The organism is Faecalibacterium tardum (assembly GCF_040096515.1).
Classification (GTDB): domain Bacteria; phylum Bacillota; class Clostridia; order Oscillospirales; family Ruminococcaceae; genus Faecalibacterium; species Faecalibacterium tardum.
This window is the reverse complement of sequence record NZ_JBBMEO010000003.1, coordinates 50,194-64,190: the sequence shown is the minus strand read 5'-3', so window position 1 is coordinate 64,190 and position 13,997 is coordinate 50,194. Positions and strand designations below refer to the sequence as shown.

Here is a 13,997-nt window from a genome sequence, read left to right as displayed (position 1 = left end):
CTCTGGGGTGATTTTTGCGTTATGCTACTTCCGGGTAGCGCATATATACATACTCGTAGATTTTCTTTTGGTAGGTCTGGATATCGCTTACATCATAGCTATTGGGAAGTTCTTGCCAAAGGGTCTTACGGATCAGGTTATCCACAATCGCCTTAGTTTCCTGCTTGTCCGTCCAATGGTCGAGTTTGGCAATCTGCTGTTTGATTTTTGTCAACAAGTCCACAGACACCTTCTTGATCGTTTCAATTTCCTGCTTCGTGAGGTTCTCCGAAAACAGCAAATCGTACACTGAAAGTTCCTCATCGCTGGAAAAGCCCTCACGCATATAGCGCTGCTGCTCCGTGTCCAGTGAACTTGCAAGCTCCATCAGATCCATGAAGGTTTTCTCGATGGTCGCACGGTTCTGCTCCGCATTGTAGGCATCGATAATCTCCTGATAGCGGTCATAATAATCAATGCGCTGCGGGTTTGCAAACAGCATTTTCGCCAATTGCTGATTCACCAGTTCATCCAGATCGCGCAGCAAAAGGTTCTTCCGCCGGGTGTGGGCGAACTCCCGACTCAACAGGTCAAAGTCAATTTTGCTGATGTCAAACTGCCGGGAAGGTACAGCCTCCTGATCCGGCTTTTCCACATGGATGTACTCGTTGACGATGCCGTTGATCTGCACCATCAGGTCGGTATTGTCCGCGTGTTTCCGCTTCTGCTGCAAGCCCTCGTAGATGGCGAGAATTGCGTTTTTCCGGGCGCGCACGGCATCGTCCACATCGTCACGGTCTGCGTAGCGGAACAGCCGTGCCAGTTCAGACGCATAGGTCTGGAAGGTTTTCTTGGTTTCCAACGTCTCGCACATCGCGTTGACTGCATCCTGTACAAGGTTCATCTTCTCAAAGTCCTGTGCGTCCACCAATTCCTGCAGCCGGAACCCGTGTTCTGCCAGAAAGCCGTCCGTTTTTCCGATGACCGTGCAAATACGCTGAATCAGCTCCGTTTTATCCACCGTTGGATCAACGCCCGCCGGGCTGTTCTTGCTGACTGTATAATCTGCCAGAGCCTTGCGCAGCGCCTTTACGATACCAATATAGTCCACGATCAGGCCATTGCTCTTGCCCTCCGAAACACGGTTTGCACGAGCAATAGTCTGCATCAGGGTATGGGCTTTCAACGGCTTGTCCAGATACAGACAGGACAGACACTTTACATCAAAGCCCGTCAACCACATGGCACAGACGAACACCACCCGGAACGGATTCTTGCTGTCCTTGAATTCTTTATCCAGCTCCCGCTTTTCCATTTTGGCACGGTGCGGCAGAATATCCAGCCCCCACTTTTTGAAGGTCTGCACCTCGTTCTGCTCCTGACTGATCACCACTGCCATTTCGGTTTCTTTCATCCATGCCAGTTTGCGGGCAAGCTCCTGTGCTTCCTGCTGGGTCGCTGTGCCCTGCCGGGCTTCCAGTTCCCTGATCTTTGCCCGCCAGTATTCCTGCACATAGTTGTACATCCGCACACAGGTGACCTTATTCAGGCAGACAAACATCGCCTTGCCGCTGGTCCAAAGGTCAGAGTAATGCTCCACAAAATCCTTTGCAATGGAGCGCAGCCGTTCATCTGCGGTGAGAATATGGATCTCCTTTGCAAACTCGCGTTCCAGCTTTTCCTCCTGCGAAGGATCAAGGTCGGCTGCTTCAATGGCGTCCAAAATCCGCCCGGTGATCTCCGGCTTGTCCAACTGGGCGATCTTATCCGCACGGTTCTCATAGTACAGCGGCACCGTTGCGCCGTCCTCCACCGCCCGCTTGAAATCATACACCGACAGATACCCGCCAAAGGTGCGCTCGGTGATATGGTCATCTGCCAGAAGCGGCGTACCGGTAAAGCCGATGCGGGACGCCGTGGGCAGCAGGTGCATCATGTTGTCTGCAAAAATGCCGTACTGGCTGCGATGGGCTTCATCCGACAAAATCAGAATGTCGTGATCCGGGTAGATGGGCGGCTCCTTGGGCAGATTGAACTTCTGGATCAGGGTAAACACAAAGCTAGGGTTGCCCCGCAGCTTTTTTACAAGGTCTGTACCGCTGGATGCAATAAACTGCGAAGCCTTTGTCTTGCCCAGCAGACCGCAGTTTTCAAAGGTATCGCTGATCTGCCGGTTCAGCTCGTCACGGTCGGTCAGCACCACAATGGTGGGCGAGCCTGCAAACTTGCGCCGGATCTTCTGCGCCAGAAAGACCATGGAGTAGCTTTTGCCTGACCCCTGCGTGTGCCAGAACACACCCAGCCTGCCGTCTTTCAGCTTGCGGTTCTCGTAAGCACTGACGGCCTCGTTGACGCCGAGATACTGGTGGTTGCGCGCCAGAATCTTGGTGGTGCGCCCACCGGAATGGTCGTAAAGGATGAAGTTTTCCAGCAGATCGAGGAAGGTCTTTTTCTCGCAGATGCCCCGCAGCATGGTTTTCAGTTCCACGCTGCCTGCATCGCTTTCCTTCAGACGCTTCCACTCGTGGAAAAACTCGTACTTGCTGCCAAGCGTACCCACCTTGGCTTCCAATCCATTGGACAGCATGAGAAAGGCATTGTAATAGAACAACTGTGGAATGGTATCGAGGTAATCCCGATAATTGTCTATGTAGGCGTTCTGCACATCCACGGTGGGCTTTTTCAGCTCGATGAACAGCAGCGGAATGCCATTGACAAAGCCCACGATGTCCGTTCTGCAGCGGTACAGCTGCGAGTGGATCTTCATTTCTTTTACGGCGAGGAAGTGGTTGTTTTCCGGGTTTTTGAAGTCGATCACCGCCGCGCTTCGGATTTCGGTGCGGCCATCCGGCCGCTTGACCGTCACCGGGATGCCATCCCGCAGCAGAAAATACTTTTCCTCATTGATCTGCATCAGGGATGCGGTGGAAACGTGCGCCGTGAATTTCTTCTGCACCTCGTCCAGCTGGTTCGGGGTGAGCCATGGGTTCAACCGCAAAAGCGCCTGCCGAAAATACCGGGTCAGCAGCACTTCCCCATAGCTGGTGCGACCCAACGTCCCGTCCGGCCCCAGCTTTTCGGAGTTGTAAGCCAGCACGACCTCCCAGCCCAGAACATTTTGCAGCAGGTTGCCTGCGCTGTTCTGGACAAGGACATTTTCGGAGTATTCGCGGCTCATAGGATCACCTCTTCATCGTAATTTCAACGATTCGTTTTTATTACATCTGCAATTTCTTTAGCAATATCCTCCACGGTATCGATTGCCGTATTTCTTGCTAATTTATCTGCCAAAGAAGGACTATAATCTATAACTTCCTTCTTCGTAATATTATGCCAAATGGGGAGTATGATTTGCTCACCTGATACAGCCTTTGTTATAATGCCGTCCAACTCATAATTTGTCCAGCCCTTTTTTATGAAATCACGTGATACCACAACGATTCCAAATCGACTGTTTGCTAATCCCTTATCAATTTTTCTTCTCAGACTATCTCCTATTCTCATTTCAAATTCGTCATACCAAACTTTTATACCAAGATTTTTAAGTGCATTTGCAAGTGGCCTGACAACCTCATCTTTATCTTCAGATGCATGAGAAATAAAAACGTCATACTCTGGTTCAATTCCAGCGTCTTCATTCATAATCAAGCCGTTATTATGGACAAGCGATGGAACCTCTGCAAGCGGACGATTTTCGATTTGCGGTAACGGTGCTGGTAAAACCCGAACTGAACTTTGAACTCTTCCACCCAATCCCGCCAAATCGATTGCAACATACCAATGCGCCGAGTGCGTCGTCTGCAATCTAACTGGTGATTTCTTTGCAAGCCCTCCAATATATCGATGATTTCGTCCATTTCTGTAATTGTTGAAATTGCTACTGTCCATCAATCGGACATTTGCAGCATTTCCCTTTAAAATAATTTCTACAACACGTCCCTTATCCAGTTGCCCCAAATCGTATTTTGTAAATTGCATTGTGTGCCTCTTTTCATTTTCTAATCATTTGTTCATTAAAAGCTTTTTCACCTATTTTAGCAATACAATGGAGTCTCAATCCTCGTTCATACTGTCCTAGGAGTGTGTACAGCGTACTATCTGATGCCTCTGAAAACGGCACCCAATTTGTCGCCCCCTGTGCCATTTCCAAGGCCGAAATTTCCATCAACGCACTTATTTTTGCATCTCGCAACGCTTTGATCATTCCATCTCTGGTCGGATTCTTCATTTGAGCACGAAGTTTTTGAATATTATCCATCGCGTCTTTTACGTCCTTAAGATCATTTGCTTCAGCGCAATATTCATTAAGAGAATCTGACATATTATGAACACCCCTTTCATCAAAGTTCAAGCTATTTTATTGCTATCGATAGTGTCACACCTCCACTTCCCCGCTCATCAACTTCGCTAGCAGCAAATCTCTTGCTATCTTTAACCGCTCATTTTGTCCTTGCAACGTCTTTATTTTATTAAAATATGTTTTTGTGAGTTTGTCAAACTTTTCCAGAGTTTCTTTATCGGGAATTACCACATCCATCGCGTCCAGAATCTTTGCCGTCATGCTGGGTACTGCTGCGCCAATATTCATGGAGTACATATCAAATGCTTTGACAAAGAAATATACAAAAACGACTGTATGTGGTTGTTTCATCGTAGCATAGAACATTGTGTCCACTGTCCAAAATGTTTCATCCACATACATGATATTATTCAAAGAGCCTTTTCGAGGAATCAGGACTGCCTCACCAGAAAACAGCGATTTATTACATTTTCGCATTAAACCGCCAGAGCCATAAACAGGGATATTTCCATCATCAGGAGCTTTTTTATGGTCTTTTCCATAATTAACACTAATGAGTTCCTTTAACAGTCCTCTGCTCCACCCCTCCGGTACGCCGTCCACAATTTTCGTGTTTTCATGCCCCGGAAAGCGCAAATCCACAAACCACTCTTTATAAATCCGCTGGGCTGCTTCTTCCAGCAGTTTGATTTGTTTCTGGTTGTTTTCAATCAGATTGTCATAGGAAGAGAGAATATCAGCAATATACCGCTGTGTTTTTAAAGGTGGAAGTTTAATCTCAATACTTTTAATTATCGCTGCATTCAAATTTGGCTGTGCTCCACCATTCTTTAATGAAACCATTTTTTCATACAGCGTAACCAATTGATAATATACAAACTCATAGTATGCCTTAGTTTCATCTATGATAAGATTACAGCACGCCTGATTTGTTGTTAGTGGAATTTTGTTTATCGCTACTCTTCCAGCTGTATCACCTTGTCCGTACATCGCAACAATCACTGAATTTTGTGGAATCATCTTTGCGCTAGAATTATCTAATCCGTCTTTTGAAATATACGACTCTGTTTCATAAATTCGGCAATAATTGACTTCTTTAGTTTTTAACCATGGAATTTGCTTAGGCTCATAATATTCTTTTATAGAGCTTTTGGGCGTTCCTCCTGAGGTCACATACTTGCAAATATCCCCCAGTTTCACTTTTTCCCACTTCATACCTCCATCTCCTCCAGATTCTTCGAGATGGTTTCCATCAGGCGGTTGGACTCTGCCTGCAATTCCAGCAGCTCCTTGTGGATTTCCTTCATCCGCTGGGCAAAATCCACGCCGTCGTCCTCCACGGGTGCAACGCCCACATAGGCACCGGGCGTCAGGGATGCGCCTTTTTCGTTGAGGATGGTGTCGCGGCTGGCCACCTTGCACAGACCGGGGATATCCTGATAAACGCCCTCGCCAAACTTTTCGGTGAGCCAGACGGCCTCCTTGGCAACGGTCAGCTTCTCGTTGAGGGCTTCCAGCTCCTTGTCGAACTTTTCCTGCGTGGTCTTGCGCTCCTTGCGGGGCGCTGCATCCACAGCGGCTTTGGCTTCTTCCCGCTTGGCCTGCACGTTTTGTTCCATTGCAGCCTGAATCTCTGCAAAGGGGCGGTCGTCCGCCAGCTCTGCGTGATACTCCGCCAGAAGCACCTTGTACTTGTCCACCTCGCTACGATAGAGCCAGACAATGGCGTTGAGGTTCTTCAGCTGCCAGTCGCTCCACTCGTTCTGAGTACGGTCCACCACGGTATAATAGTTGCGGGCGTCGATGAACAGTACGGTGTCCAGCAGATGTTCCGGTTTGCCCTTATCCAGAAACCACAGCGAACAGGGCAGGCTCTTGGTGTAGAAGAAGTTGTTGCCCACGCTCATCATCACGTCCACATGGCCGGTCTGGATGAGCTTTTCACGGATATCCTTGTCTTTGCCCTGACTGTCGGTAGCCGAGGACGCCATCACAAAACCCGCACGGCCATGCTCGTTCAGGTAGGAGTAGAAATAGGACACCCACAGATAGTTTGCGTTGCCGATTTCCTTGGCCTTGTTCACGCCGGGCAGGCCAAAGGGCAACCGCCCGGCACTCTGCGCCGACTCCGACTTGACCTTGTCCACGTTAAACGGCGGATTTGCCATCACATAGTCGCAGCAGCCGTTCAGGTTGTGGGCATCGTGATAGAAGGTATTGGCTTCATCGCCGGACTTGATCACGCCGGTCAGACCATGCACGGCCATATTCATCAGGCAGAGCTTGGCATTGTACTCCACCTTTTCCTGTCCGTAGAAGGTCATGGTGTTGTTGGCGATCATGCCCGCATGGTTTACAAAGTCGCCGGTCTGCACAAACATACCGCCGCTGCCGCAAGCCGGGTCCAACAGAACGCCGTGGGCAGGCTCCAGCACATTGACGATCATTTTCACCAGCGATTTCGGCGTAAAGAACACGCCGTCATCCTGTGCCACGTTCTTGGCAAACTTATTCAAAAAGTACTCGTAGATACGGCCGATCACATCGCCGCCCACATCGTCCAACGCATCATTGTTGAAGATGCGCAGCAGTTCCCCCAGCAGTTCATCCGAGAAGATGGTGTAGTCCTTCGGCAGAACGCCCTGCAGCTGCTCGCTCTGCTGCTCCACCAGTTCCATGGCGTTGTTCACCACTTCGCCCAGACTGTTCAGCGGGTTACCCTCGATGCCGGTCAGCCCCTGCTCCGGGATGTTGGCGGGCAAATTGACCAAGTAATTGTACTGCGCCTCCTTGGGCAGAAACAGTGCACTCTTCTCGGCAAAGTCGCTTTGCTCCACCGGCAGCACCCGACCGCCGCGCACGGGACGGTCTTTCAGGATCTCCTGCTCTGCCAGTTTGAAGCGGCTGTACGCATACCGCAGAAAAATCAGTCCCAGTACCGGCATACAGTATTGGTTCGAGGTGAGTTTAGAGCCTGCACGCAGCAGATCTGCCGACTCCCACAGGTCAGCTTCCAGTTTTTTGACGTTCACATTATTTGCCACGAGGGGGTTCCTCCTGTTGTTTGGATTTTCATTTTCTATTGTATCACATTTTTCTGCAATGTTCATCTTTAATCATCGCTATTTTCTTTTTTGGCTGGAAAAGTTGTTTACCAATGGCTGACAATGTGTTAGAGCCATAAACTTTCTCATTTGGAGACGCTAATCCTGCATCCAACGGATGCAGTTCAAGGGTTTGGGTGTCCCCAACAAGTATTTTGCAACGCAAAACAAGCAGATGCATGACAAATGATCAGCGACAGTCTCCCCCTGAACTGCAATAAATCCCTGACTTCCACTTTCTCCTTTCATCTGGCTCAGAAATAAAGGCCTTCACTATGTACACCGAAATCGGGCAAAAAGGAGACACTTTTCACGTTTCTTTTACAAAATTTTAACATCCAAAGCCTTATCCAAATCTATTCACCCTACCCTTTATGTACATAGCACCTTGTGAGATAGCACGAAAAAAGCCGATAGGCTTTCGACCTACCGGCTGTTCGTCTGCTTATATTCAACTTTCGACAGTTTATATTGTAGCACCGATTCGCTTACGATGCAATGCGTTTTTTCTCCAATATAAGCCGTTTTTCTCCGTTTATAAAGTATGATTATACAAGCACATATTCGGCTGCTTTCTAAAAAGGTCTGCAAAGCAACTTTTGCGGTTTGCCATACAGAAGATACTGAATACAAACCGTCCCCTCTTCCGTTTTCACCTTCACCTGTTCTACATGTTCAAATATATCGCGCAGACGGCGGTACTCTGCCCGCTGCGCATCCGTGTAGTGGGACGGCATATCCGAGGTAAGGAACACATTGCCCAGCAGGGCATTGACCGTGGCAAGGGTGCGTTTTTGCTCTGCCGTTAGCTTGCAGTTTTCCTCCCGGAGGAAGAACACATCCGGGTCGCTGCCATAGGCACGGCCATTGAGCTGCCGCCGGAATAGCGTGTTGTTGATGGCCTGCTTTGTGGACACCCGCTCCCGGTGGAACAGGCGCATATACCACACATCGTCCCAGTCCAGCCCTACGTCACAGCTGACACGGCAGTAATCCACCAGCCCGAAAGCCGGCATCACCGGTACGCCGCAGCCGAGGATCTGCTTTTGCCCGCACCAGCTGCGCAGCAGCTCCATGGCACGGTACATTCTGCCCGCCCGGCTCTCGCGGGCGTTGCCAAAGGGGGCAGCACCGTACAGAAAATCCAGCTTGACAAGGTCGAAGCCCCAGTCGTTCAGCACCCGGTCAAACACCCGGCGCAGATAGTCCAGCACCGCCGGGTTGTCGATATCCAGCGCATAGAAACTGCTCCAGTTGCTGCCGCAGCACCACGGTTTGCCGTCCACTTTCAGCAGCCAGTCCGGGTGCTGCCGGAAAAGGGCAGAGTCCTTTTCGCACACAAAGGGTGCAAGCCATAGCCCAGCCTGAAATCCGGCGGCGTGAATTTCCTCCACCATGCCTTTCAGCCCGTGGGGGAATTTCTGTGCATCTGTTTCCAGCCAGTCGCCCACCTTCGGCTCCCAGCCATCATCGATCTGGAACAGGTCTCCCGGGCAAAGCAGGCTGCGGCAGCCGGTCAGGTCCTCCCGGATGGTATCCTCGGTGATGTTCTGATAGCGGTTGTACCAACTGGAATAGCCTGCCAGCTTCTTTTCAGTCCGGGGCTTGATGCCCATAGCCTGAAACCAGCCGTCGAACACCTCCGTCTCGCTGCCCTCGGCAAAAAACAGGTCGAACAGAGCAAAGCTGCCGCCGGGATGCTCCACCCCGGCGCAGTCACGCTCCAGCGTCAGCAGGGCTTCGCCGCTGTCGTAGCGGAGGATGGTGTAGCCCGGCTTCTCGTCCAGCGATGCCACCAGCCGGAACTGCTTGCCCTTGCGGAAATAGCAGTAGGAAAAGCCGTGGCTCTGCCCCTTTTGATGTCCGTAAGGCGCAAAATGATAATCGCCGTAGCGGTCAAAGGCATATTTTTTACGCAGAAAGCCGGGGATGTGGTCGGTGCCGCGCAGCTTGCCGTTCCGGTCCAGCTCCGGGCTGTAGGTCCATGTCTGGTAGCCGTTCATGAACAGACGCTCGTCTGCTGCCATCGTCCACGGCATCTCGGCACGCACCGACTTCAGCGTCCCGGCGGGCAGGTTTGCCGTCAGATGCAGCGCACCGCCATTCTCCGTGACCGTGCAGTTGCCTGTCTGTGCGCCGCCGGAAGTTTCCGCGTACCAGTGCAGCGTTTCAGTCATGGTTCGCTTCCTCCCCGTGGAGCTGTGCGCTGATCTCGGCAGCGCGGGCATCGGTCAGAACAAATTTGCGCTGGAACAGCACCAGCACACCCGCCAGCACCAGCATGGGCAGTACGGTCATCATCAGGCGCAGACCCAGCAGGGTCCCGGCGCTTTGTACTGCCACCGGGCCGGTCTCCTCCGTGTTGCCCACAAGACCGATGAGGTCCAGCCCGATGCCGGTGAGGAACACCGCCACACCGGAGGCTGCCTTGACCACAAAGGTCTGCATGGAAAAGATGACGCTCTCCTCCCGGCGTCCGGTCTTGAGCTGGCCGTAATCCACACTGTTGGAAAGGAACAGGGTGGTCAGCACGGTCAGCATCCCGTTGCAGGCAAACACGACAACGCCCGGGATGCACAGCAGGGCAAGGCTATGGGAAAGCCCGGTCAGGCAGAACACCAGCAGCGTGCCGTAGCCGCACAGTGCCAGCACAAGGCTCAGGTGAAATACCTGCGTGCTGCTGAACTTTTTGCGCAGCAAGGGGTAAAGCACCATCATGCCAAGGATCTGCGCCGCACCGCCCACGGTGGAAAACAGGGTGTAGGTGGCTTTCCAGCCTGCACCGCCAAGGTCGTATTTGAAGAAATAGATGATGAAGTTGGAGGTAAGGTACAGCGCCGAGTTGATCAGCACGATGCTGCCCACCACTACCATAGCCTGATCGTTGCGGAACAGGGCGGAGAACATCTCCTTTACGGTGGCGGTCTTCATCTCACTGGGGGTGGTTTCTTTCATGGAAATGCAGCACACCAGCTCTGTCATTGCAAAAATTACCGCTACGATCAATGCCACCCAGCGGAAGCCAGCGCGCTCGCTGTCGCCGCCAAGGGCTCCCACCAGCAGCATGGTGAACATGGCAATGAGTGCCGAACCAACGCCTGCACAGGTGCGCCCCACCATAGAAAGGTTCTCCCGGTCTTTTGGGGTGCGGGTCACGGCGGGGATCATGGACCAATACGGAATATCCATCATGGTATAGGTAACGCCCCACAGGATGTACACCACGCTGAAATAGACCATCAGCGCTGCTTCGTCCAGCACAGGGGCGGCAAACAGGGCGTAGAGCACCAGCGCATTGAGCAGCGTACCGGAAAAGATCCACGGACGGAAACGTCCCCAGCGAGTGCGGGTCTTTGCCACCAGAACGCCCATAAAGGGGTCGTTGAAGGCATCGAAGAACCGGGCAGCCATGAGCACCAGTCCCACAAAGCTTGCCGAAAGTCCCAGCACGTCCTGATAATAATACATGACATAAGAAGCCGACAGGGCGTATACCATATCCTTGCCCACGGCACCAATGCCGAATGCGGTTTTTTGTTTCAGGGTCAGTTCCATACAGCGTCCTCCTTTTCAATGGTGAACCGCACCGCAACGGGCTGGGTCTGCGGGGCAGAAACGGTCAGCAGGGCTTCTCCGGCAGCGCCCACGGTGCGCAGATAGGTTCCGGTCATGCCGCCTTCGGCCACCGCCGTCTGCGGGCCCACAAGGGCGGCGCTGCCCTCCACCGCAAACTGCACCGGGAACTGTGCGTAGGGAGCAGGAGTGCCGTTCTCGTCCAGAATGCGCACCCGGACAGCGGGCATATCGTAGGTATCCTGCTCCCGCAGGGTCGTCCTGCTGACTTTGACTTCCAAGTGCAGCTTTGCACTGGGGCAAAGGGTCACGCTGCGCACCACGCTGCCGTCCTGCACGGCATCGAACCGCCAGCGGGTGGCTTCGCCGCCCCAGTTGCCAACGTACTTGCCGTAGAGCGCCACGCCATCTTCAAAGCTCATTTTGTAGCGCAGCATACACCAGCCGAATTTGACCTTGTAGACCAGTGGCAGCCCTGCCAAGCCGTATTTCCCGGTGGCCAGCAGGCAGTCCCGCACAGCGGCTGCCTTGGAGGGAGAAAAGTGTTCCTGCGTTTCCAGCAGCTCGCCGATGGTATCGTCCATCACAAAGGGCGGGTGGGGCAGCGCTGTCCACTGGCTGCGGCGCAGGGCGGTGACGAACACATCGTTTTTGTAAAGCTTTACCTGCTGGGCATTGCTGAAAACGTAGGCCGTGCCCAGCTGCCCGGCGGGGTTATCGCCGATGTCCATAGAGGAGCTGACCGCCAGCACCGGGTCAGTATCGCCCTGACTGGCATAGACCGCCGCCGCCAATTTGGGGTTGCGGAAGCTGTCCAGCACGCCGTGGTAGCAGATGCGGTCCCCAGAGCCGAAGTCCTTGTGGGTCTGGTAATCGAACATACACCAGCCAAAGCACCCGGCGTGCTCCCCACTAGCATAGGCGGCGTTCTGTACCCGGACGTGCCGCAGGGCGTGTTCCTGTCGATGGGGACCATCGTCAAAGGCTTTGGTTGGGTACATATGGCCGTTGCACTCCGAGATGAGCAGCGCCTTGCCCATATCCGGGGTCACGTCCTTTTTGGGCTTTGCGCCGGGCGTTACGCCGTTGTGGGAAAAATCGTTGTAGGCGTAGACGTCCTCCAGCAGATGGCTCTTTTCCAGATACCGCACGCCGGAGGTGGCACGGCTGGGGTCCAGCTGATGGGCGATTTGATTGGTGCGGGTGTAGAAGGCATCGTCGTCCACGCTCTCGTTGATGCGCACGCCCCACAGGATGATGCTGGGGTGATTGCGGTTCTGCAAGAGCATCTCCTGCAGCATCTCGCAGGCGGCGTTCTTCCAGTTGTCGTCCCCGATGTGCTGCCAGCCCGGCAATTCAGTGAACACCAGCAGGCCCCGGCGGTCGCACTCGTCCAGAAAATATTGGCTTTGGGGATAGTGGCTGGTGCGCACGGCGGTGCAGTGCAGCTCCTCCTGCAAAATGCGGGCATCCTCCCGCTGCAGGCTTTCCGGTGCGGCGTAACCGATGTAAGGAAAGCTCTGGTGCCGGTTCAACCCCCGCAGAAAGGTCTTTTTGCCGTTGAGGTAGAAGCCATCCGCCTTGAATTCCGCTGTGCGGAAGCCAAAAGTCACCTGTTTGCGGTCGATGGCTTGTCCGGCTGCGTTCAAAAGCTCTGCAATGGCATGATGCAAAACCGGATGTTCTGTATCCCACGGCTGTGCATCCGGCACAGAAAGCTGGATCTTCCCGGTTTCTGCTGCCTGCGCGGTCTGCTCTGCCAGCAGGGCGCCGTCTGCGGTCTCCAGCCGGATGCGGACCGCCGCGGCTGCGGGCGCAAGCTCTGCCGTCCACTGCACCACAGCGTCATGCAGGGTGGGCGTGTAGACGAACAAATCGGTCAGGCGGCTTTCGGCGGTCGCTTCCAGCCAGACCTCCCGGTACAGCCCACCGTAGGTCAGGTAGTCGATGACAAAGCCAAAGGGCGGGATAGCGGGGGCCTCCCGGGTGTCCAGCTGCACGGTCAACAGATTTTCACCCTCCCGATCTACAAGGTCGGTAATCTCCACCGTAAAGCCGGTATAGCCGCCCCGATGCTGCCCGGCAACCCTGCCGTTGACCCGCACCACCGCCTGATGGGCAGCGCCGTCAAAGCGGACAAACAGCCGGGGCGCAGCCTGTACCGGCGGCACCCGGAACCGTTTGCGGTAGCCGCAGACCATCTCGTAATCGGCCGGAGAGGCATAGTGCAGCGGCACCTCCCGGCAGGTATGGGGCAAGCGGACGGCTTGTTGTTTTGGTACAGGTAACCCCTTGCCAAAGGCTTCCGTCCAGTGTCGTGTAAACTCCCAGTCCTCGCAAAAGCTGTGTTTCATCGGGGCAGCACTCCTTCCAGTAGAATCGAGATCATTTCCTCCAGTACAGCCACATACTGCACCCCGCTTTCTGCCAGACTGCGGTCTGCCAGAAAGCTCTCAATGGATGCGGTAATCATCTGCCGCAGCACCGGCAGGGACACCGGACGCATGACCCCCTCAGCCACAGCCTGCTCCAGCAGCGCCATGGTGGGCTCCCACCCGTTTTCCAATTGACTGCGCACCCGCGCCGCCACCACCGGGTATTTCTCGTCCAGCTCCTTCATCTGCCGCAGGTCCAGCGCAGCATATTCCGTCGGCATGGCAATGATGACTGCCCGCAGCTTTTCCTGCAAAGTACCGCTGCCTGCCAGAATCTCCTGCTTGCAGCGGTGGATGTCCGCAAAGGCGTGGTCTACCATGTCCAGCAGAAGGGCCTCCTTGGAGGGGTAAACGGTGTAGATGGTTTTTTTGCTGATATGCAGCGGCTCTGCCACCTGCTGCATGGTGAAATGCAGCCCCTGTTGACGGAACAACTGCATCGCCTGCGTGCGCACAAGGGCGCTGAGATCCTCCTGCATGAGCATCCTCCTTCTGGAAACCGAAGTTTTCTTTCCGGTTTCCATTCTAGTACGGAAACCCATGCAAATCAAGTGGTTTCCGCATTTTCTGCGTTTTGGCGAAGAATCAGAGAAAAATTGCAGCAAA

Annotated in this window: 9 protein-coding genes; all 9 read right to left on the bottom strand. The window is 53.5% G+C overall.

The features are described from left to right. Positions 1-19: 19 nt before the first annotated feature. Positions 20-3,157, bottom strand: a complete 3,138-nt coding sequence (locus WMO44_RS03740) for a type I restriction endonuclease subunit R (RefSeq protein WP_349151790.1) — start codon at positions 3,155-3,157, stop codon at positions 20-22. A 23-nt stretch (positions 3,158-3,180) separates the two neighbouring features. Then, complete coding sequence (locus WMO44_RS03735; RefSeq protein ID WP_097771751.1) at positions 3,181-3,957, bottom strand: DUF1883 domain-containing protein; 777 nt, start codon at positions 3,955-3,957, stop codon at positions 3,181-3,183. Between the two features lie 13 nt (positions 3,958-3,970). Further along, positions 3,971-4,330, bottom strand: a complete 360-nt coding sequence (locus tag WMO44_RS03730; protein ID WP_349151789.1) for a hypothetical protein — start codon at positions 4,328-4,330, stop codon at positions 3,971-3,973. 24 nt (positions 4,331-4,354) lie between these two features. Continuing rightward, positions 4,355-5,494, bottom strand: coding sequence for a restriction endonuclease subunit S (locus WMO44_RS03725; protein WP_349151788.1), 1,140 nt, complete (start codon positions 5,492-5,494; stop codon positions 4,355-4,357). Next, on the bottom strand, positions 5,491-7,323 hold the full coding sequence (locus WMO44_RS03720; protein ID WP_349151787.1) for a type I restriction-modification system subunit M: 1,833 nt from the start codon (positions 7,321-7,323) through the stop codon (positions 5,491-5,493). The genes WMO44_RS03725 and WMO44_RS03720 overlap by 4 nt, the downstream gene beginning before the upstream one ends. Positions 7,324-7,958: 635 nt before the next feature. Then, positions 7,959-9,560, bottom strand: coding sequence for a glycoside hydrolase family 36 protein (locus WMO44_RS03715; protein ID WP_349151786.1), 1,602 nt, complete (start codon positions 9,558-9,560; stop codon positions 7,959-7,961). Continuing rightward, on the bottom strand, positions 9,553-10,938 hold the full coding sequence (locus WMO44_RS03710; RefSeq protein ID WP_349151785.1) for a glycoside-pentoside-hexuronide (GPH):cation symporter: 1,386 nt from the start codon (positions 10,936-10,938) through the stop codon (positions 9,553-9,555). The genes WMO44_RS03715 and WMO44_RS03710 overlap by 8 nt, the downstream gene beginning before the upstream one ends. Next, positions 10,929-13,310 carry a glycoside hydrolase family 2 protein gene (locus WMO44_RS03705; RefSeq protein ID WP_349151784.1) on the bottom strand — a complete coding sequence of 794 codons (2,382 nt, stop codon included), beginning with the start codon at positions 13,308-13,310 and terminating at the stop codon, positions 10,929-10,931. Before WMO44_RS03705 ends, WMO44_RS03710 begins: the two co-directional genes overlap by 10 nt. Further along, positions 13,307-13,870: a TetR/AcrR family transcriptional regulator gene (locus tag WMO44_RS03700; protein WP_349151783.1), complete on the bottom strand. Its 564-nt coding sequence runs from the start codon at positions 13,868-13,870 to the stop codon at positions 13,307-13,309. Before WMO44_RS03700 ends, WMO44_RS03705 begins: the two co-directional genes overlap by 4 nt. Between the last annotated feature and the right edge of the window lie 127 nt (positions 13,871-13,997).

Bases quoted from the DNA above. Each gene is read 5' to 3' on its own strand.
- WMO44_RS03715 (WP_349151786.1), bottom strand. From the start codon at position 9,560: ATGACTGAAACGCTGCACTGGTACGCGGAAACTTCCGGCGGCGCACAG.
- WMO44_RS03710 (WP_349151785.1), bottom strand. From the start codon at position 10,938: ATGGAACTGACCCTGAAACAAAAAACCGCATTCGGCATTGGTGCCGTG.
- WMO44_RS03725 (WP_349151788.1), bottom strand. From the start codon at position 5,494: ATGAAGTGGGAAAAAGTGAAACTGGGGGATATTTGCAAGTATGTGACC.
- WMO44_RS03735 (WP_097771751.1), bottom strand. From the start codon at position 3,957: ATGCAATTTACAAAATACGATTTGGGGCAACTGGATAAGGGACGTGTT.
- WMO44_RS03740 (WP_349151790.1), bottom strand. From the start codon at position 3,157: ATGAGCCGCGAATACTCCGAAAATGTCCTTGTCCAGAACAGCGCAGGC.
- WMO44_RS03705 (WP_349151784.1), bottom strand. From the start codon at position 13,310: ATGAAACACAGCTTTTGCGAGGACTGGGAGTTTACACGACACTGGACG.
- WMO44_RS03700 (WP_349151783.1), bottom strand. From the start codon at position 13,870: ATGCAGGAGGATCTCAGCGCCCTTGTGCGCACGCAGGCGATGCAGTTG.